14 protein-coding genes and 1 pseudogene are annotated in these 17,580 nt (G+C 71.5%); 10 read left to right on the forward strand and 5 right to left on the reverse strand.

Annotated elements, in window-relative coordinates:
* Window positions 1-134 precede the first annotated feature (134 nt).
* From ACFUPX_RS10785 to ACFUPX_RS10810, 6 genes are all read left to right on the forward strand, one after another.
* Complete coding sequence (locus tag ACFUPX_RS10785; RefSeq protein WP_383319400.1) at window positions 135-638, forward strand: VOC family protein; 504 nt, start codon at window positions 135-137, stop codon at window positions 636-638.
* A complete protein-coding gene (locus ACFUPX_RS10790; protein ID WP_383319403.1) occupies window positions 635-1,591 on the forward strand; it encodes a hypothetical protein in 957 nt (318 codons plus the stop codon). Before ACFUPX_RS10785 ends, ACFUPX_RS10790 begins: the two co-directional genes overlap by 4 nt.
* Before the next feature lie 59 nt (window positions 1,592-1,650).
* Complete coding sequence (locus ACFUPX_RS10795) at window positions 1,651-2,622, forward strand: LLM class flavin-dependent oxidoreductase (RefSeq protein WP_383319406.1); 972 nt, start codon at window positions 1,651-1,653, stop codon at window positions 2,620-2,622.
* Window positions 2,623-2,642: 20 nt separating this feature from the next.
* Window positions 2,643-5,348 (forward strand): PhzF family phenazine biosynthesis isomerase, encoded by a 2,706-nt coding sequence (locus ACFUPX_RS10800; RefSeq protein WP_383319449.1) that lies wholly within the window; start codon window positions 2,643-2,645, stop codon window positions 5,346-5,348.
* Between the two features lie 62 nt (window positions 5,349-5,410).
* Window positions 5,411-7,714, forward strand: coding sequence for an ATP-binding cassette domain-containing protein (locus ACFUPX_RS10805; protein ID WP_383319409.1), 2,304 nt, complete (start codon window positions 5,411-5,413; stop codon window positions 7,712-7,714).
* A gap of 76 nt (window positions 7,715-7,790) precedes the next feature.
* Entirely contained in the window at window positions 7,791-7,991 is a 201-nt protein-coding gene (locus tag ACFUPX_RS10810) for a 4-oxalocrotonate tautomerase family protein (RefSeq protein ID WP_383319412.1), read from the forward strand.
* Window positions 7,992-8,028: 37 nt separating this feature from the next.
* Here ACFUPX_RS10810 and ACFUPX_RS10815 read toward each other — a convergent pair whose 3' ends face one another.
* Complete coding sequence (locus ACFUPX_RS10815) at window positions 8,029-9,213, reverse strand: FAD-dependent monooxygenase (RefSeq protein ID WP_383319415.1); 1,185 nt, start codon at window positions 9,211-9,213, stop codon at window positions 8,029-8,031.
* Between the two features lie 170 nt (window positions 9,214-9,383).
* On the opposite strand from ACFUPX_RS10815, the gene ACFUPX_RS10820 reads away from it, so the two are divergent.
* Window positions 9,384-11,273: a chorismate-binding protein gene (locus ACFUPX_RS10820; RefSeq protein WP_383319418.1), complete on the forward strand. Its 1,890-nt coding sequence runs from the start codon at window positions 9,384-9,386 to the stop codon at window positions 11,271-11,273.
* Between the two features lie 33 nt (window positions 11,274-11,306).
* On the opposite strand, the gene ACFUPX_RS10825 is transcribed toward ACFUPX_RS10820, so the two are convergent.
* Together ACFUPX_RS10825 and ACFUPX_RS10830 are read right to left on the reverse strand one after the other, a co-directional pair.
* Window positions 11,307-12,755, reverse strand: coding sequence for a flavin monoamine oxidase family protein (locus tag ACFUPX_RS10825; RefSeq protein WP_383319421.1), 1,449 nt, complete (start codon window positions 12,753-12,755; stop codon window positions 11,307-11,309).
* 411 nt (window positions 12,756-13,166) lie between these two features.
* Complete coding sequence (locus tag ACFUPX_RS10830) at window positions 13,167-13,931, reverse strand: helix-turn-helix domain-containing protein (protein WP_383319424.1); 765 nt, start codon at window positions 13,929-13,931, stop codon at window positions 13,167-13,169.
* A 6-nt stretch (window positions 13,932-13,937) separates the two neighbouring features.
* On the opposite strand from ACFUPX_RS10830, the gene ACFUPX_RS10835 reads away from it, so the two are divergent.
* Window positions 13,938-14,309 (forward strand): MauE/DoxX family redox-associated membrane protein, encoded by a 372-nt coding sequence (locus tag ACFUPX_RS10835; RefSeq protein WP_383319427.1) that lies wholly within the window; start codon window positions 13,938-13,940, stop codon window positions 14,307-14,309.
* Window positions 14,310-14,400: 91 nt separating this feature from the next.
* Here ACFUPX_RS10835 and ACFUPX_RS10840 read toward each other — a convergent pair whose 3' ends face one another.
* Both ACFUPX_RS10840 and ACFUPX_RS10845 read right to left on the reverse strand, forming a co-directional pair.
* Window positions 14,401-14,652, reverse strand: coding sequence for an EF-hand domain-containing protein (locus ACFUPX_RS10840; protein WP_383319430.1), 252 nt, complete (start codon window positions 14,650-14,652; stop codon window positions 14,401-14,403).
* Window positions 14,653-15,445: 793 nt separating this feature from the next.
* Window positions 15,446-15,631, reverse strand: a pseudogene (locus tag ACFUPX_RS10845) (MerR family transcriptional regulator); the annotation flags it as partial.
* 393 nt (window positions 15,632-16,024) lie between these two features.
* Between ACFUPX_RS10845 and ACFUPX_RS10850 the strand changes: the two are divergent.
* Window positions 16,025-17,347: a sensor histidine kinase gene (locus tag ACFUPX_RS10850; protein WP_383319433.1), complete on the forward strand. Its 1,323-nt coding sequence runs from the start codon at window positions 16,025-16,027 to the stop codon at window positions 17,345-17,347.
* A gap of 3 nt (window positions 17,348-17,350) precedes the next feature.
* A partial coding sequence (locus tag ACFUPX_RS10855) for a response regulator transcription factor (RefSeq protein WP_383319436.1) occupies window positions 17,351-17,580 on the forward strand: 230 nt, incomplete at its 3' end.

A 17,580-nucleotide genomic window follows, 5' to 3' on the forward strand; every position in this document is an offset into this window, starting at 1 on the left:
GAGAACATTCGGTACCCGGACGGAAAAAAATTCCGGGAAATCGCCTGCCTGAACGAGAAAAAAGAAAGCCCCTTCGATCCCTTCTTTCTGACATGACCGCAATGACATGACCGCAATGAGAGGAGCGCAGTATCTTGCCGCGAACCGGGACCACGAAAGAGCGGCCGACGGACCTCCATCTCGTACCGGAACTGCACCACGTGGGCGTGCAGACGGACGACCTCGACAACTGCGCGTCCTGGTACGAGGAGTTCTTCGGCTGCCGGACCAACTGGACGCTTGACACCTTCTGCGACCTGACGCTGAGCCGCCTGCCCGGCATCACCCGGCTGACCGAGGTGATGGTGGCCGGTCTGCGCTTCCACCTCTTCGAACGCACCGGCCACGACGGCGCCGTCCCCGGCGCCAACACCCGCCAGTTCCAGCACATCTGCCTGGCCACCGGCTCCCCGCAAGAGCTGCGGGCCTGGCGCGAGCGCTGGATTCGGCTGTACGAATCCGGCCGCTTCAGCTTCGCCGGCGACGAGTTGCCCACCGACATCGTCATCGACGCGGACGGCGTCCAGAGCTGCTACGTCCTGGACGTCAACGGCCTGGAGTTCGAGTTCGCCTACACACCACCAGGAGGAGACCGATGAGCACGCGCGTTCAACGCACCGTCACCGAACTGCCGGTGCCCGACGACTGGGACTTCGGGGACTTCCCCTACGGTTTGGAGCCGCTGACGCTGCCCGAACCGCCGGCACCGGGGACCGAGACCGCGATATCCGACGTGCGGCCCGCCGACCCCTCCCGCGTGGACCGCAGCGGACCGGGCCCGCGGACCGGCCCCGCCCTCGCCGCCGACGAGATCTCCCACCAGCTGTTCTGGTTCCGCTGGATCACGGGCCACCAGGCGACCTTCGCCATCTGGCAGTTGACCGCGCACGCCCTGCACCAGGCCCGCTCCCACTCCGATCCCGCCACCTCCCTGCGGGCGATGACGGACCTCACCGACGCCTACACCGCGATGCTGCTGTACACCAGCTCCTGCCCCGCCGACGTCTACGGCACCGTCATCCGGCCCAGCATGTACCTGCAGCACCGCAGCTTCAGCGGCACCTGGGCCCCCGACTTCGTGCCCGTGCGCTCGCTGTTGCGGGGGAAGAAGACCGAGTGGGAGGGAACGCCCGAGGCAGAGCGGCTGAAGAAGGCGGTGCGGATGTACCACACGGTGCACGCGGGGGTGGCGGCCAAGCTGGTGCCGGGCGGCCGGTCGCTGCTCCAGGAGTCGGCCGCGGAGATCACGCCGACCCGTCCCGAGACCCAGGCGCTCATCTACGACCACTACTTCCTGACCCTGCGGGCGCCGGTCGACGCGACGGAGCTGGTCGACCAGTTGCGGTCCCGGCTGCGCGCGATCACGCAGGACGTGGCGGCCAACGGCCTCTATCCCGGCCTCACCCCGCAGGAGGACGCCGCCTTCCCCGAGGAACTGCGCAGCGAAGAGGTCCGGCGGGGCTACGAGGAGGGTTTCGCGACCGTCCTGGGCCGGATCGACGCCTCCGCCGGGCAGCTCAGGCCGAGGGTGCTGCACCACAGCGCGCCCTGACCGGACAGCGTGCGACACGACCGAGCACGACACGACGAAGGAACGAAGGAGGAGTACGCGTGCGGCACGGAGTGGTGATCCTGCCCGAGCGGCGCTGGTCGCGGGCGCGCGAACAGTGGGTCCTGGCCGAGCAACTGGGCTTCGACCACGCCTGGACGTACGACCAGTTGATGTGGCGGTGGCTACGGGACGAGCCCTGGTTCGCCGGCGTCCCCACCCTGGCCGCCGCGGCGGCCGTCACCTCGCGGATCACTCTGGGCACGATGGTCGCCACGCCCACCTATCGCCACCCGGTGACGCTGGCCAAGGAGGTGATGTCGCTGGAGGACATCGCCGGGGGTCGCTTCGTCTGCGGTCTTGGCGCGGGGGCGGGCGGCCTGGACGACCGGGTGGTGGACCCCACCGAGCGGACCCCGCGCCAACGCGCCGACCGTTTCGCCGAGTTCGTCGAGGCCCTGGACCGGCTGCTGACCGAGCGGAGCACCTCGTACGCGGGCGAGCACTACGCCTTCGACGACGTGCCGGTGAATCCCGGGTGCCTGACGCGGCCCCGGGTGCCGTTCGCCGTCGCCGCGACCGGCCCGCGCGGCATGCGGCTCGCGGCCCGGCGGGCGGACACCTGGATCACCGCCGGTCCCCCGGGCCGCTTCGACGCCCTGCCCTACGAGAAGGCGCTGCCGGACATCGCCCGGCAACTGGACCGCCTTGACACGGCGTGCGAGGCGACCGGCCGGGACCCGGCCACGCTGAACCGGCTGCTGCTGACCGGCGCCCTGGTCGGCGGGGTGCTCGACTCCGTCGAGTCCTACCGCGACGCGATGGGCCGCTTCGGCGAACTGGGCATCACCGACCTGGTGGTGCACTGGCCTCGCGCGTCCTTCCCGTACCAGGGGGACCCGCGGGTGCTGGAGGCCGTGGCGGAGGAAGTGCTCCGCCCCGGGCGGGAAGCGGCGCCTCGGACCGCACCCGTGACGGCCCCGCCGGGCGGCGGATCGGGCAGTGGCCCCGACGGCAAAGGAGAGGGACGTTGATCGCGTACGAGATCGTCGACATGTTCACACAAACCCCGTACGACGGCTGCGCCCTCGGGGTGGTCCCCGACGCCGCGGATCTCTCGGCGGCGGACATGCTCGCCATCGCCCGGGAGACCGCCCTGACCGAGACGGTGTTCGTGGTGCCGCCCCGACTGCCGGGGTCGACGTACGGGGTGCGCGTGATGACCCCGGCCGGCGAGTCGCCGTTCGGCGGCCACAGCGCGGTGGGCACCGCGAGCACCCTGGTGCGCGCCGGGCGGCTGGCGGCCGGGGAGGCGGTGCAGGAGTGCGGCGGGCGGCAGCTCACCGTGATCGCGGGGGCCGACGGCTCCACCGTGTCCGTCGCGGGCGAGCCGCTCCTGGAGCCGGAGTGGGACCCCGCCCCGCTCCTGTCGGCGTGCGGTCTGACGGACGCCGACCTGGCGGGCACCCCGCACCTGACCGGCTTCGGCCCGGCGTTCCACGTCCTGCCGGTGGGCGCAAAGGCCCTGGCCCGCGCAGCGGCCGACCTGAGGGACCCGGTCTGGGCGGACTGCCCGGACGCGGTGCTCCTCGCCTGGGACCCCGCGAACCGCACCGCCCGCGTCCGTGTGTTCGCCCCCGGCTACGGCATGCCCGAGGACCCCGCCTGCGCCTCCGCCGCGCTGGGTCTTGGCGTCTGGCTCGGCCGGGAGAAGGCGTTGCCCGGCACCGACGGCCGCCACAGCTACCAGGTCCGTCAGGGCGAGGACCTGGGCCGACCAGCCACCCTCTCCTGCACCGTCGACCTCATCGAGGGCCGGGCCCACGCCGCCACGGTCCACGGCCGGGTCACCGCCACCGCATCCGGCCGGATGACACCCCCCCGGGCGGGCCTGAGCCGCCAGGAGCCCCACGCGGTACGACCCGTACGCCCCGTACGGCCCTGCGACGAGAAAGGATCCCCCCAGGTGCTCTTCCGACCAGAACTGCACGGCGCCCGCGGCGCCGTGGCCTCCACCCACTGGCTGGCCTCCACAGCGGGCATGTCCATGCTGAACCGCGGCGGCAATGCCTTCGACGCCGCGACCGCCGCCGCCTTCGTCATCCAGGTGGTGGAACCGCATCTCAACGGGCCGGGCGGCGACGTGCCGATCCTCGCCCACCGCTCCGGAAGCGGCTCGGTCGACGTCGTCTGCGGGCAGGGCCCGATGCCCGCGGCGGCGACCGTGGAGGCCTTCACCGGACGGGGTCTGGCCGTCGTTCCCGGTTCCGGACTGCTGCCCGCCGTCGTCCCCGGCGCCGTCGGTGCCTGGCTCCGTCTGCTGAAGGAGTACGGCACGCTGCCTCTGGAGGACGTACTGGAACCGGCGATCGGCTATGCGCAGGACGGCTATCCGGTGCTGCCCAAGTGCGCCGCCATGATCGGCGCGCTCACGGAGCTGTTCCGCGACACCTGGACGGAGTCGGGCCGTACCTACCTGCGGGGCGGCCTCGCCCCGCGTGCCGGGGAGCGGGTCACCAACCCGGCCCTTGCGCGCACCTACCGGCGGCTGGTCGCCGAGGCTAAGGCGTCAGGACCAGGCCGCGAAGGACAGATCGACGCGGCGACGGAGGCGTTCTACGGCGGCTTCGTGGCGGAGGCGATCGACACCTATCTCGCCAAGGCCGAGGAGATGGACTCCACCGGCCGCCGCAACGGCGGTCTGCTCACCGGCGCGGACCTCGCGGCGTGGCGGCCGCACGTGGAGCGTCCGCTGACCCTCGATCACCGCTCTCTCACCGTGCACAAGGCGGGGCCCTGGTCGCAGGGCCCGGTCTTCCTCCAGCAGCTCGCCCTGCTGGCCGACGCCGATCTCGCCGCGATGGGTCCGCACAGCGCGGAGTACGTCCACACGGTGGTCGAGGCCGCCAAGCTCGCCTTCGCCGACCGCGAGGCCTGGTACGGAGACCCGGACCACGCGGATGTGCCGGTCGACGCCCTGCTGGACCCGGCGTACACCGCCGCGCGCCGGGCGCTGCTCGGCGCTCGGGCCTCGCGGGAACTGCGGCCGGGGCGGCCCGGCGGGCGCGAGCCGCTGCTGCCGCCGCTGCACGACGAGAGCGTCGCACCGGCGGACCCGGCCTGGCTGGGCGAGCTGGAACAGGGCATTCCGGCGATCATGAAGCTGACCGCTGCGACCGGCGACACGTGCTGCGTCAGCGTGACCGACGCGGCGGGCAACATGGTGGTGGCGACGCCCAGCGGCGGCTGGCTGAAGAGTTCCCCGGTGGTACCGGGGCTTGGCTTCCCGCTGGGCACCCGGGGGCAGATGGCGACCCTCGCCCCCGGCCACCCGAACACGCTGGCGCCGGGCAAGCGCCCGCGGACCACCCTCAGCCCGACCCTGGTTCTGCGGGACGGCCGGCCGTACCTGGCGTTCGGGACGCCCGGCGGCGACCAGCAGGACCAGTGGACGCTGAGCTTCTTCCTGCACCACACGGAGCACGGGATGGGCCCGCAGGCGGCGATCGAGGCGCGCACCTTCCACACCGACCACGTGCCCACGTCCTTCGCCCCGCGCCGGTTCCGCCCGGGGACCGTGGTCCTGGAGGGCGGCTGGGCGGCGGCGGAGGTCGAGGCGCTGCGGGGGCGGGGGCACCAGGTGGACCTGGTGGCCGACTACTCACTCAGCAAGGTGTGCGCCACCGGGCTCACCGACAACGGTCTTGTGCTGGGCGCGGCCAGTCCACGCGGCGCGCAGGCGTACGCGGTCGCGGGGTAGCAGGGGAGGACATGGAATGGTTTCCCGAGGGAAATCACCCGTCCTATGCGGAAGGTGCTGACATGGCGGCTCACCGGAAGAACCACGACGAGGACTTCATCGTGCTGGGCGAAGCCCGGCAGAACAATCTCAAGGGCGTCGACCTGCGCATCCCCAAAGGGAAGCTGACGGTCTTCACCGGGGTCTCCGGGTCGGGGAAGTCCTCGGTGGTCTTCGACACCCTGGCGATCGAGTCGCAGCGGCAGCTCAATGAAACCTTGCCGGCCTTCGTCCGCAACCGGATGCCGAAGTACGAACGGCCGCACGCGGGGGTGATGGAGAACCTCTCCACGGCGATCGTCGTCGACCAGCGGCAGGTCGGCGGCAACGCCCGTTCCACGGTCGGCACGATGACCGAGATCCTGCCCGCGCTGCGGGTGCTGTTCTCCCGCGCGGGCACACCCAGCGCGGGCCCCTCGCACATGTACTCGCCCAACGACCCGCGCGGCATGTGCGAGGAGTGCCAGGGCCTCGGCACGACGGTCCGCCTCGAACTGGGCAAGCTGCTCGACGAGGACAAGAGCCTCAACGAAGGTGCCATCCGCTTCCCCTCGTTCGCGGTCGGCACCTTCCAGTGGCAGTTGTACGGCGAGTCCGGGCTCTTCGACCCCGACAGGCCGGTGCGCGACTTCTCCGCGAAGGACCGTGAACTGCTGCTGCACGGCAAGGGGTTCACGGTCGACCGGGCGGGCCGCAACGGCGTATACAAGAACGAGTACGAGGGCATCGTCGAGCGTTTCACCCGCCGGTACATCACCCCCGGCCTCGACAACGCGAAGAGCAAGGAGCGCGCGGAGATCGAGCGGGTGGTGACCCAGGGCCCCTGCGACGTCTGCCACGGCGGACGGCTGAACGAGGCCGCCCTCGCCTCACGCATCGACGGCGACAACATCGCGGACTTCTCGGCCATGGAGATCACCGACCTGATCGAGCGGCTCGCCCGGATCGACGCGCCCTCCGTCAAGCCGGCCGTGATGGGCGCGCGGGCCGCGCTGGAGCGCGTCAAGTCGGTCGGACTCGGCTATCTGAGCCTCGGACGGCAGACCAGGACGCTGTCCGGCGGCGAGGCCCAGCGGCTGAAGATGGTGCGCCACCTGGGCAGCAGCCTGACCGGGCTGACGTACATCTTCGACGAGCCCAGCGTCGGCCTGCACCCGCGGGACGTACGGCGGCTGAACGACATCCTGCTCGCCCTGCGCGACAAGGGGAACACCGTGCTGGTCGTGGAGCACGACCGGGACGTCATCGCGATCGCCGACCACGTCGTCGACATGGGTCCTGGGGCCGGGCGCGACGGCGGCGAGGTGACGTTCGAGGGCACCCCGGCGGGGCTGCGCCGCTCCGGCACCGTCACAGGGAAACAGCTGCGGAGCGTGACCGGGCTCAAGGAGGCGGTCCGCTCCCCCACCGGCGAGCTGACCGTCCGGGCGGCGAATCTGCACAATCTGCACGACGTCACGGTCGGCCTCCCCACCGGGGTGCTCACCGCGGTGACCGGCGTGGCCGGTTCCGGCAAGAGCACGCTCGTATCGAAGGTGTTCATCGCGCAGCACCCCGAAGCGGTGGTGATCGACCAGTCGTCGGTGGGCATCTCCACGCGGTCCAACCCGGCGACGTACACCGACATCATGGACAGCCTGCGCCAGCGGTTCGCGCGTGCCTCGGGCGAGAAGCCGGGGCTGTTCAGCTTCAACTCCGAGGGCGCCTGTCCGGAGTGCGGCGGCAAGGGCGTCATCGAAACCGACCTCGCCTTCATGGACCCGGTGACCACGGTGTGCGAACGCTGCGACGGACGCCGGTTCAATGACGAGGCCCTGCGCCACACCGTGCACGGCCGGACGGTCGTCGATGTCCTCGCCATGACCACCGAGGAGGCGTCGGACTTCTTCGACGACGCGCCCGTACGGCGCAAGCTGGCCCTCCTCGCCGAGGTCGGACTTGGCTACCTCACCCTGGGCCAGCCGCTGTCCACGCTCTCCGGCGGCGAGCGGCAGCGGCTCAAGCTGGCGCACCGCCTGAAGGAGACCGGCACCGTCTACGTCTTCGACGAGCCGACCACGGGGCTGCACATGAGCGATACGCGCCGGCTCCTGGGCCTGTTCGACCGGCTCGTGGACGGCGGCAACACGGTGCTGGTGATCGAGCACGACCTGGACGTCGTCAAGCACGCCGACTGGGTGGTGGATCTCGGCCCGGAGGCGGGCAGCCAGGGCGGCCGGGTGGTGTTCGAGGGCACGCCCGCCGAACTGGCCGGGGCGAAGGACTCGCACACGGGCCGCAGCCTCGCGGCCGACCTGCGGACCGCCCGCAGGCAACTCCCGTCCTGAGACGTCGTCCCGGGTGTCCCGGGACCGCGACGGAAAGTCGTTCAAGCACCGCGACAGAGATCGGAAGGAGTCGGACATGCCCCTCATCCGGGTCACCCTGCTGGAGGGCCGGTCCCCACAGGAGGTGGCCGCGCTCGGCGAGGCACTCACGGCCGCCGCGCACGAGGCGCTCGGCGCCCCGGTGGAGGCCGTCCGGGTGATCGTGGAGGAGGCGCCCGCGGACCACTGGTTCGTGGGGGGCCGGTCCATGGCCGAGCGGCGCGCCTCCCCCTCGTGACGCTCCCGGCGGCCGCCGGGTCGGGAGGACCGCTGGTTCAGCGGACCGCGGCCTCGCGCGAGCTGCGGTCGGCGCGCGCGAAGCGCTCCCGGACCCGCTCGACGCGCTCCGGGGACCAGGAGGCCAGGTCGTCGCGGGTGAGGCGGCCGCTGCGGGTGATCAGGTGGGCGTTGAACGCCTCCGGTTCGAGGTCCGCGTACCGCTCCAGTTCCTCGAACCACTCCTGGCTCGTCCGCGCGGTGCGCTGCATGTCCTCGACCTCCGGCAGGCGCGCGGCCTGGTAGGCGGCGAGCGCCTCGGGAACCGACCCGTGGTCGTCCAGCGCCAGGGCGAGCGCCAGGCCGTCCTCCATGGCGAGCCGGGTGCCCGAGCCGACGGAGAAGTGGGTGGTGTGCGCGCTGTCGCCGAGGAGAGCGATGGGGCCGTGGCTCCAGCGCTGGTTGCGGACGGAGACGAAGCGGCCCCAGCGCGACCGGTTGGTGCGCAGCCCGTGCCCGTCCAGGACGTCGGCGAAGAGGTCGGCGAGCCGGTCCGTGTCACTCCTCCCGGAGGCGTCAGGCACACCGGTGTCGCCTTCGGTGAACCCGGCGGCCTCCCACACCCGGTCGTCGACCTCGGCGATGAAGGTGCTGAGGCCAGGGGCGTAGGGGTAGGCGTGGGCGTGCAGCGTGCCGTGCTCCGTCTCGGCGACAGCGAAGGTCAGGGCGGTGAAGGACCGTTCGGTGCCGAGCCACAGGTAGCGGGAGCCGCGTCGGGTGGTCTCGGTACCGAACGCCTCCCGACGGGCCTCGCGGGTCGCGGAGTTGACGCCGTCGGCCGCCACCACCAAGTCGTACGTCCGGGCCAGCACGTCCGCCTCGGGGGCGCGGGTGCCGTGGCGGACGGTGACGCCGAGGTCGGCGCAACGGTCGCGCAGCATGGCAAGCAGGGCGCGGCGGCCGATCGCCGAGAAGCGGTAGCCACCGTTGCGCGAGGTGCGGCCCCGGTGGTGGACGTCGATCCTCGACCAGTGGGCGCACTCGTCGCCGAGCGCGGCGAACAGCGCGGGGTCGGCCGCCTCGATACCGCCGAGCGCACCCTCCGAGAAGACGACGCCGAAGCCGAAGGTCTCATCGGGGGCGTTCACCTCCCATACGTCGATCTCGCTGCGCGGCCGCAGCCGTTTGACGAGCGCAGCCGTGTAAAGGCCGCCGGGTCCGGCTCCGCTGATCGCGATTCGCATGACACCTCACGGGTACTCGGTCGGGTGGCGGGGGTGTGCACGGGGGGGACGGCAAGTGGCCCCTCCCACGGTCTACTTGTTGCCCGTCGGGCCGAAATCATGAGCCGCACCAGAACCCAATGCCTCGGGCGGGCCGCCGCCGCGCGGCCGACCGGAAGGGAGTGCGGTCGATGAGGCCGACGACGGACGCGGACGTGATGGAGCGGTTGTACGGGGCTGACGTGCCACCCTTCGCGCTGCTCCGCAGGCAGCGTCCCGGCTTGCGCGAACGGGCCCCGGTAGAGCTGCTGTTCGGGGAGATGGAAACCGTCCGGTCGCTGGATGAAGCGGCTGCACCGAACGACGCGCCGGGTCCGGGGGTGCTGGCCCTGCTGCCCTTCAGACACCTGGCTGAACACGGCCTGCCGTGCCACGACGACGGTACGCCGCTGCGGCTGCTGCGGGTACGCGAGCACCACGTGCTGCCCGAGGACGCGTTCACCGGCCGGCGCCCCGCCGCGGCACCGCCGGTGCAGTGGCGGGACGCCGGGTTCGCGACGAGCGACGCTCACTACGAGGGCCTGGTGCGGGAGTTCGTCGAATCGGACGCGGCCCGCGGCGGGCTGAACGTCCTGCTGCGCCGGGACTGGTCCGCGCGACTGCCGGAATTTGGGCCCGCGGTGGCCGTGGAGCTGTTCCGGCGGCTGCTGACCGCGGAGTCGGGCGCGTACTGGACCTTCGTCGTGCACACCGGGGGCCCACGCCCGGTCACCCTGGTGGGCGCGACCCCGCAGGGGCATGTGGGCGTCGAGGGCGGCCGGGTGGTGATGAATCCGCTGTGCGGCACTTACCGGCGCCCGCCGGAGGGGCCGCGCGCCGAGGGCCTGCTCTCCTTCCTCGCCGACCGCAAGGAGGCGGAGGAGCTGGCGACCACGGTGGACGCGGAGCTGGCGGTGCTGTGCCGGCTGGCAGGGCCCGGGGTGCGGGTGGAGGGGCCTTTCCTGCGCGGGATGGCGCATCTGCTGCACACACAGTGCCGGATCAGCGGACCCGCGGCGGCCGGAGCGCGGGAGACCCTCGCACGGGCCCTGTTCGCGTCGACGGTGGTGGGCAGCCCGTTCGCGGAGGCGTGCGAGACCATACACGGCTACGAAGCGACCGGACGCGGCTACTACGGCGGTCTCCTCGCGCTGATCGGCCGCGACGGGGCGGGCGCGGATGAGCTGGACTCGGCGGCGGTGATCCGGACCCTGGTCGTGGATCACCGGGGCGAGGCACGCCTGTCGGTGGGAGCGACCGTGGGCGGCCGGTCGTCGCCGCAGGCCGAGGCGGCCGAGACACGGACCAAGGCCCAGGCCGTGCTGACCGCCCTCACGGCGCCACCGCCATCCGACGAGCGGGCACGCACACCGCCCACCCCCGCCACACCGGACCCTGACGACCTCCACAGCAGCACCGTGCAGGAGGCGCTGGCCCTGCGGCACGCGGCGCTCTCGACGTTCTGGACCAAGGGCATTGCCACACCGCCCACGGGCGGCCCGGCAGTGCTGGTACTCGACCCGGGCGGCGACGCCCGCGCCGAACTGGCCGCCCTGCTGCACCTGGTGACCGCCGTGCACAGCCCCGCCGAGATGATCCGCCACGACGACCCCGGCGCCGCCGGCACCCTGGTCCGGCACCCGGGGCCCGTACTGCTGGCGTCCGGTCCCGGCCGCCCCGACGACCCCGGCTGCGCGCGGATGGCGGCGCTGCACCGGACAGCCGCACTCCTGGTCAGGGACCGGCCGCCCGGCGGGCCACCGGTGGCCGGGGTGGGCCTCGGCTTCCAGCTGCTGGCGCTGGCCACCCTGCCGGACGCCCGGGTCGTGGCCAGGTCCGGCGGCGCCGGACTGGCGCGGGAGGTGGACTTCTTCGGACGACCGGTCACCGCCGCCTTCCGCAACACCTGCACGATCGTCTCAGGACCGGACCGACACGAGCTGATCGCGCTGCACGAACAGGCCGTACGGGGTGTGCAGTTCCGCCCGGAGTCGGTGCTGACCACCGATGGGGCCGGGGTCCTGCGCCGACTGCTCGGCTGACTCCCCCGGCCCCTCCGGCGCGGGCTCAGGAGCTCAGGACACGTCGGCCGCCGCGCCGAGTTCCACCAGAGTGCGGGCCGCGGACTCCAACGCGAAGGTCATCGAGCCGCCGTTGGGCTCGAACCCGGCGTGGTCACCGGCGAAGTGGACCCGCCCCTCGGGCCTGCGGATCACCGGCATCAGGGCGCTGTGCCCGCGCTCGGGCAGGATGTACGCGCCCTCGGCGTAGAGGCGCTGGTCCCAGCAGACGGACGTGCCGGTCTCGAAGTGGTCGCGGGCGCCCGGCAGCATCCGCTCGACCTCGGTGAGGACGAAGCCGAGGCGCTCCTCCTCGGTCATGACCGACACCGCCCGGGCCCGCCACCCTGTCATCAGGCACTCCAGTATCTTGCGGGGGCCCGGGAGTTGGGGCGTGGCGTCGCGTATCCAGCGTATGGGCAGGTCAGTGGAGAAGCTGGCGTTGTGCTGCGGCCAGAACTGGCGGCGCATCTGGAGGTAGACGCGGACGATCGAGGCGTACTTCACCCGGCGCATCACATCGTGCTTGGCGTCGGAGAGGCCCGCGTCGGTGAAGTCGATGTGCCGGATCGTGCTGAACGGGACGGTGACGACGACGCGTTCGGCCTCCAGGGTCTCCAGGCGGCCGTGGGCGAGGACGGTGACCCGGGCCCGCTCCGCGTCCTGCTCGACGCGGACCACCGGACGGCGGTAGTGAATACGGCTCTTGAGCCGCTCGGCGAAGGCCTGCGGGAAGCGGTCGGTGCCGTCCTTCACCTTGGCCCAGCGGGGGTCGGCGTTGCCCAGCGAGTGCGGGCTCGCCTCGTGGCGCAGCCAGGACAGCGCGGACGCCGCCTTCAGGTCGCCGCCGCGCATTTCCAGGAAGAGCGGCTCCATGAGGTCGATGGCCGCCTGGGAGGCGCCGCGGTCGGTGAGAACCTCGTGCACGGAGAGGTGGTCGTAGGGGCCGAGGCGCTGGGTGACCGCCCAGTCGGGGGCGCTCAGATCGGGCTGGAGGCTCTCGGCGACGGCGGAGACGTAGCGCTCGATCATGCCGTTGACGCCGAGGTCCTTCTCGTGCGGGTGCAGGTCGAGCCCGGCTCCGGCGACCGCGTCCGGGTCGGGGGTGAAGAAGCGGCCCCGGGCGAAGTAGGAGAATGTGGTACCGAAGAGGTCGGCGGTGTCCGTCTCGACGCCGAGTTCGCGCAGGTAGTGCATGGCGTAGTGACAGTGCGGGGTGAGCGTCATCGCGCCGGCCTCGGCGTGCAGGCCGTCGGCGAACGGCTCCCTCAACGTATACGCGCGCCCGCCGGGCCGGTCGGACGCTTCCAGGACCGTCACCTCGCAGTCCCGGGCGGCGAGTTCGTGGGCGACTGCCAGTCCGGCGAGTCCGGCGCCGACGACGATGACGGAGCGCGGGGGCCGCAGCCCCGGTAGCCCGCTGTCGAAGGCACGGCGTACTTCGGTCTGGGTGGCTTCCCGCATGGAGTGCTCCGTTTCCGTGGTTCGGTGACTCGACGGCTCCGCGGCCGGGTTCATCAACGGCTCCATGGCCGAACACCCGTACCCGTGGCGCTCTCCGCTCGTCTACCACCTGCCGCCGAAGCCATGTGCGCGGCCGCCCCGGTGGAGCTGTCGCTGTCCGCCGAGCGGCGCGCTGCACGACGCGCTCGACCACGGCCGCCTGGACGTGAACCGGATACGCGACCTGCTGGTTTCAGTGCCAGTACGACGATCCGGCGGGCGGATCGTGCACGGCCGTCTCCGAAGGGCTCCAGTAACTCTCCGGCCGGGAGAAGGAGATCCTCACAAGAACCGGCCTCGTCACCCCAGGCGCCACTGCCGAAGCCCACCGGGAACCGTAAGCGCCATGGCGTGAGCGCGCTCCATGTCGCTCTACCTCTCGGCGCGGTGCAGCGAGGCCGGCGATCGGCCGATGAACTCCCGTGCTGTACGGGCGAGATGGGCCTGGTCGGCGAAGCCCGCCGTGGCTGCGGCCAGGGCGGCGGTCGAATCCGGCAGGTCGGCGATCGCGGTACGGAGCCGGCCCCACCGGCGCAGGTGGGCGAGCGTGATACCCACGTCCTGGCGGACCAGGGCGCGCAGCCGGGGGGCCGACAGGCCGACCTCGTGGGCGAGGGAGGTGAGAGAGGCGGGGGACGAAGGGTCCCGGCCGGACCACGTGCCGCACAGCTGGACAGCGTGCGCGACTCGCGGATCGAGCCGGGCCGGACGTCCGGCGAGTGCCCGCAGCTCGGTGTATCCGGCGGCCAGGTCCACACAGGTGTCCGGGCCGTCGGCATCAGTGCTGCCGAGCGCGGCGAGCAGGCGGCGGACCGCGCCCGCGTCGAGGCGTATCGGCTCCGGGTGGGAGGGCAGCAGCCAGGAGTCGACGAACAGGGCGACGTAGGGCGAGGTCACCGTACAACTGTGGGCCAGCCGGGGCGGAACGAGCAACCCGGCAGCCGCCACCAACGGCCGCCCCCACCAACCTAGTTGGGCATGGCCGCCGATCGGCAGCACGGCCTTGCACGCGGGCAGCCGGTGTGCGGCGACACGGAACGGGCGGGACTCGGCGAACATCGTCGCCTCGGCGCCGGGGGCGACGACGACGCGGCGATCGTTTTGTTCAAGCGCCCGGGCATGCGGTGAGCGGATCACCGTGCCATGCACGCTATCGCTGCCGTCGCTCTGGCGGTGTTCCTGGTCGTCACGGGGATCATGCACTTCCTGGCCCCCCACTACTTCCGCACGTTGGTGCCTGCCTGGCTTCCCGGGGACCGGCTCCTGGTGGCCGTCAGCGGGGCGGCGGAGATCGTGGTCGGTGCGCTGGTGCTGGTTCCGTACAGCAGGTCGGCAGGTGGCTGGATCGCCGCCGCCCTGATCGCCTGCTACCTGGTGTCCCACGCGGACGCCCTGCGCCGCGCACGGCCGGACCGGCCCCGGCCGCTGGAACGGCCGACCGGCGCGGTGGCCCGGCTGGCGGTGAACGCCCTGTACATCGGCTGGGCGGTCGCCGTGGCGGGATCGGCGGCTTAGATTTCGGACGACGACGGAGCGGGAAGGCCCGGCCCGCCGGTCGGCCACGAGGCGTTCGATCGTGAGGGGCGGCTGCTCGGCTCGTTCGGCACTACCAGCCGAACTTCCGGTTCACCTGGTCGGCGAACTCCTCAAAGGTCAGCACAGCGTCACCGTTCTTGTCCGCGGCGTCGAACAGGGCCGACGAAGCCTCCGCGTCCTGGACACCCCAGAACGGCAGATCCCCTCGGGCTGCCAGTGTGGGCCCCTTCGTCCGGAGCGCAGTGATCACCTCATCCCGGGTCAGCTGCCCGTCGCCGTTGAGGTCGAGAGCGTCAAAGAGTTTGCGAGCCTTCTCACTCATCACAGGATCCCCGTTGGGTCGCGACAGATTCGGCTTCGCATCCTACGCGCGGCCCTTGGGGCAGCCACGATCCGGATCAGGAGCGGACCAGGTCGGCTGCACAGCATGCGATCTCGACCAGGTCGCAGGCCAGAGGGGTGCACATCCGTGTGCCACAAGCAGACCAAGAATCTTCTTGTTTCATACAGCCCGAAGAAACTTGGGTTCTTCTAGAGCCTCGTCCGCCCCCTAGTGGGTGCCTCCCGGACGAGCCCGACCAAACGGTGTCGTCCTTGTCGGTCCGCTCCGCTACCTGAGCGCAAGTAGCGTTCGCGTGCCGAGTTTCAGGCCGTTACTCGCTGGGAGCACAGGAAGCGGCTCCCAGCGCATGCCCGGTCCCGAACACCTCGATTGCTTGCGCCTGCCGATCATTTCCCATCGACTCGTGTGCTGATCACAGGGCGGCGATATGCCGACGGAAGTGACCGGTCGCCTTCACTACGGCGTCGTTGGCCTAACGTTCTCCGATGGTGACCCGCACGCCATCCTGGCCGTAGGGGCGCACGGTCAAACCGGCGTTGCGGCAGTGTTCAGCGAAAGGGGCTGTCTGCTGACCGAGACGAAGCCAGACGAAGTTGGCTTGGCTGTCGGGCAAGGACCAACCCTGGTGTCGTCCGCAGGTACGACTCCGACCGGTGAGGTGGAGCGGGGCGACCCGCCCGACGCTCGCCACACACCGTGAAGATCTAGCTGGCGACGGTTCCTGTAATGACCGGTGGCTGTCGGGTTCGCTCGTTCAGCGGTGCGGCGGCCTCAACGGGGTGCCCTGACCGACGAGTTCCCGCGCGCGGGCGGCGATGTGCAGCGGGGTGATCAGACGGGCTTCGCCGATGGCCCGCAGGAAGCCCTGGGTGGTGCCGAGCATCTCGGCGGCCCGGCCCATCGTGTAGGCGGGGTAATCGTCGTCGTCGAGACGGCCGAAGGAATCGTCTGCTGTCATCTCACCTCTCTGTGGAACGCGCGGAGGGGCCCTGGTGTCGTGCTGACACCAGGGCCCCGAAGGAACTGCCCGCCCACAGTTCCCGCGTGATCAGATCGACAGGGGCTCATCTAGCGTCCGTTGCCGCCGCCAGGCGGTCGGTGACGGTCTCAGCAGGCGACGCCCGCGCCCCGGTTGCAAGAGGTTGTGCTGGCGGAACTCTGCAGAGAGGGCAAGGGCCTGCTGGAGATCGACGATGCCCCGATCCACGGCTCGCACGTCTGGGCGCTCAAGGGTGGGCTCACACCGGAACTTCGCCAGTCGACCGCGCCGGCTCGGCAGCGAACACCACGTCATCGGGCCCACCCAGCGCACGGCCGCCGAGCAGCCGGGCGGCAAAAGTAAGCTGACCGCATGATTGCCAAGTCGCAGGCGAACGGACGGCCCAACGCGACCTCCTTCGCCCGTTGGAACGCTGTCTCCTGGGTCCTGTTGGGCCTGCTGCCCACGGCCCTCGCGGTAGTGGACTCCCCCGGTGCGCAGAAGTACTGGTCGCTGGGGGTGCTGGGCATGCTGGCGCTCTGTCATGGGGCCTTGTTCGCCCTGCGGAGCGGTCCCGCGCTCCGCCCGCTGACGCTGCTCAGCGTCTTCGCCCTCGGACTGGCCGGGACGTCCTATGTACTGGAAGGTGCGGCCGCGCTGTACATCGTGTCGCTGCCGCTCTACTGGATCTACGCGCGGGACGCACGCTCCTCGGTCGTGCTGAGCGGACTCGCCGCGCTGGCCACGGTGTTCGGCGGGACCCTGCCGCAGGGGTGGAGCCCGCAGTTCCTCACCGGGAACAACGTCGTCACCGTCGCGGCTTTCGCGGCGGGGGCCGCTCTCGGGCTGTGGGTGCACCGGTTCGTCGGACAGAGCGACTTGCGTGCCGCCCAGCTCAGCGCGGAGCTGGAGAGCGCTCAGCGGCGACTCGTGGAGGCGTATCAGCGCCAAGGCGCGGTGGAGGAGCGCGAACGGCTCGCTCGCGACATCCATGACACCCTCGCCCAGGGGTTCGCGTCCATCATCGTGCTGGCGGAGGCGGCCCGGTCCTCGGCCGAATCCGATCCCGCCAGGCGTGCCCAGCAGTTGCTCTCCATCGAGCGGACCGCCCGGGAGAACTTCACCGAGGCCCGGATCCTGGTCGGCTCCGCCCCGAGCGGAATTCTCGCCGCGGGCTCGCTCGCCGAGACGCTCGGCCGGACCCTGGACAGATTCACCGAGGACACCGGGCTTGCCGTCAGCGCGGAACTGCCGGACTTCGACTGCGACAGGACGGTGCGGATCGCGTTGCTGCGCTGCACGCAGGAGTCGCTGGCCAACATCCGTAAGCACGCAGCCGCTTCGACGGTCGGCGTCGTCCTGGCGCGGCACCAGGAGATCGTCGAGCTGGAGATCACCGACGACGGGTGTGGTTTCGTGGTCGATGAGTCGCTCGGCTTCGGCCTGGACGGGATGCGCAAGAGGCTGGCGGAGATGGGTGGCGAACTCACGGTCACCAGCTCTGTCGGTGACGGTACGCGCGTCCTCGCCTCGCTCCCGACTCCGGAGGTGTCGGGCACGCCGGAGACAGCGGAGGCGTTGGAGACAGCGGAGACAGCGGGGACACCGGTGACAGCGGTCACGCCTGTGACAGCTGCGACCAGCGCGACGTACCAGGCACCCGGCACACCCGTAATCACGACCGGTCAGGAGTGACGCATGTCCAAGGACGAGGGTCCTATCCGTGTCGTCCTGGCGGACGACCACACCGTGATGCGCGCGGGAGTCGCCGCGCTGCTGGCCGGCTCCCCCGGCATCGCCATCGTCGGTGAGGCGGGCAACGGCAGGGAGGCCGTCGACCTCGTCGCCTCCCTCGTCCCCGACGTCGCACTCGTGGACCTGCGGATGCCCGTACTCGACGGCGTCGAGGCGACCACCGAGATCGTCGC

The sequence above is a fragment of the Streptomyces sp. NPDC057302 genome (assembly GCF_042667685.1).
GTDB lineage: Bacteria > Actinomycetota > Actinomycetes > Streptomycetales > Streptomycetaceae > Streptomyces.

Excerpts from the sequence above, each read along its gene's own strand:
- ACFUPX_RS10840 (WP_383319430.1), bottom strand. The coding sequence starts at position 14,652 with ATGAGTGAGAAGGCTCGCAAACTCTTTGACGCTCTCGACCTCAACGGC.
- ACFUPX_RS10790 (WP_383319403.1), top strand. The coding sequence starts at position 635 with ATGAGCACGCGCGTTCAACGCACCGTCACCGAACTGCCGGTGCCCGAC.
- ACFUPX_RS10820 (WP_383319418.1), top strand. The coding sequence starts at position 9,384 with ATGAGGCCGACGACGGACGCGGACGTGATGGAGCGGTTGTACGGGGCT.
- ACFUPX_RS10810 (WP_383319412.1), top strand. The coding sequence starts at position 7,791 with ATGCCCCTCATCCGGGTCACCCTGCTGGAGGGCCGGTCCCCACAGGAG.
- ACFUPX_RS10800 (WP_383319449.1), top strand. The coding sequence starts at position 2,643 with ATGTTCACACAAACCCCGTACGACGGCTGCGCCCTCGGGGTGGTCCCC.
- ACFUPX_RS10825 (WP_383319421.1), bottom strand. The coding sequence starts at position 12,755 with ATGCGGGAAGCCACCCAGACCGAAGTACGCCGTGCCTTCGACAGCGGG.
- ACFUPX_RS10835 (WP_383319427.1), top strand. The coding sequence starts at position 13,938 with ATGCACGCTATCGCTGCCGTCGCTCTGGCGGTGTTCCTGGTCGTCACG.
- ACFUPX_RS10850 (WP_383319433.1), top strand. The coding sequence starts at position 16,025 with ATGATTGCCAAGTCGCAGGCGAACGGACGGCCCAACGCGACCTCCTTC.
- ACFUPX_RS10805 (WP_383319409.1), top strand. The coding sequence starts at position 5,411 with ATGGCGGCTCACCGGAAGAACCACGACGAGGACTTCATCGTGCTGGGC.
- ACFUPX_RS10815 (WP_383319415.1), bottom strand. The coding sequence starts at position 9,213 with ATGCGAATCGCGATCAGCGGAGCCGGACCCGGCGGCCTTTACACGGCT.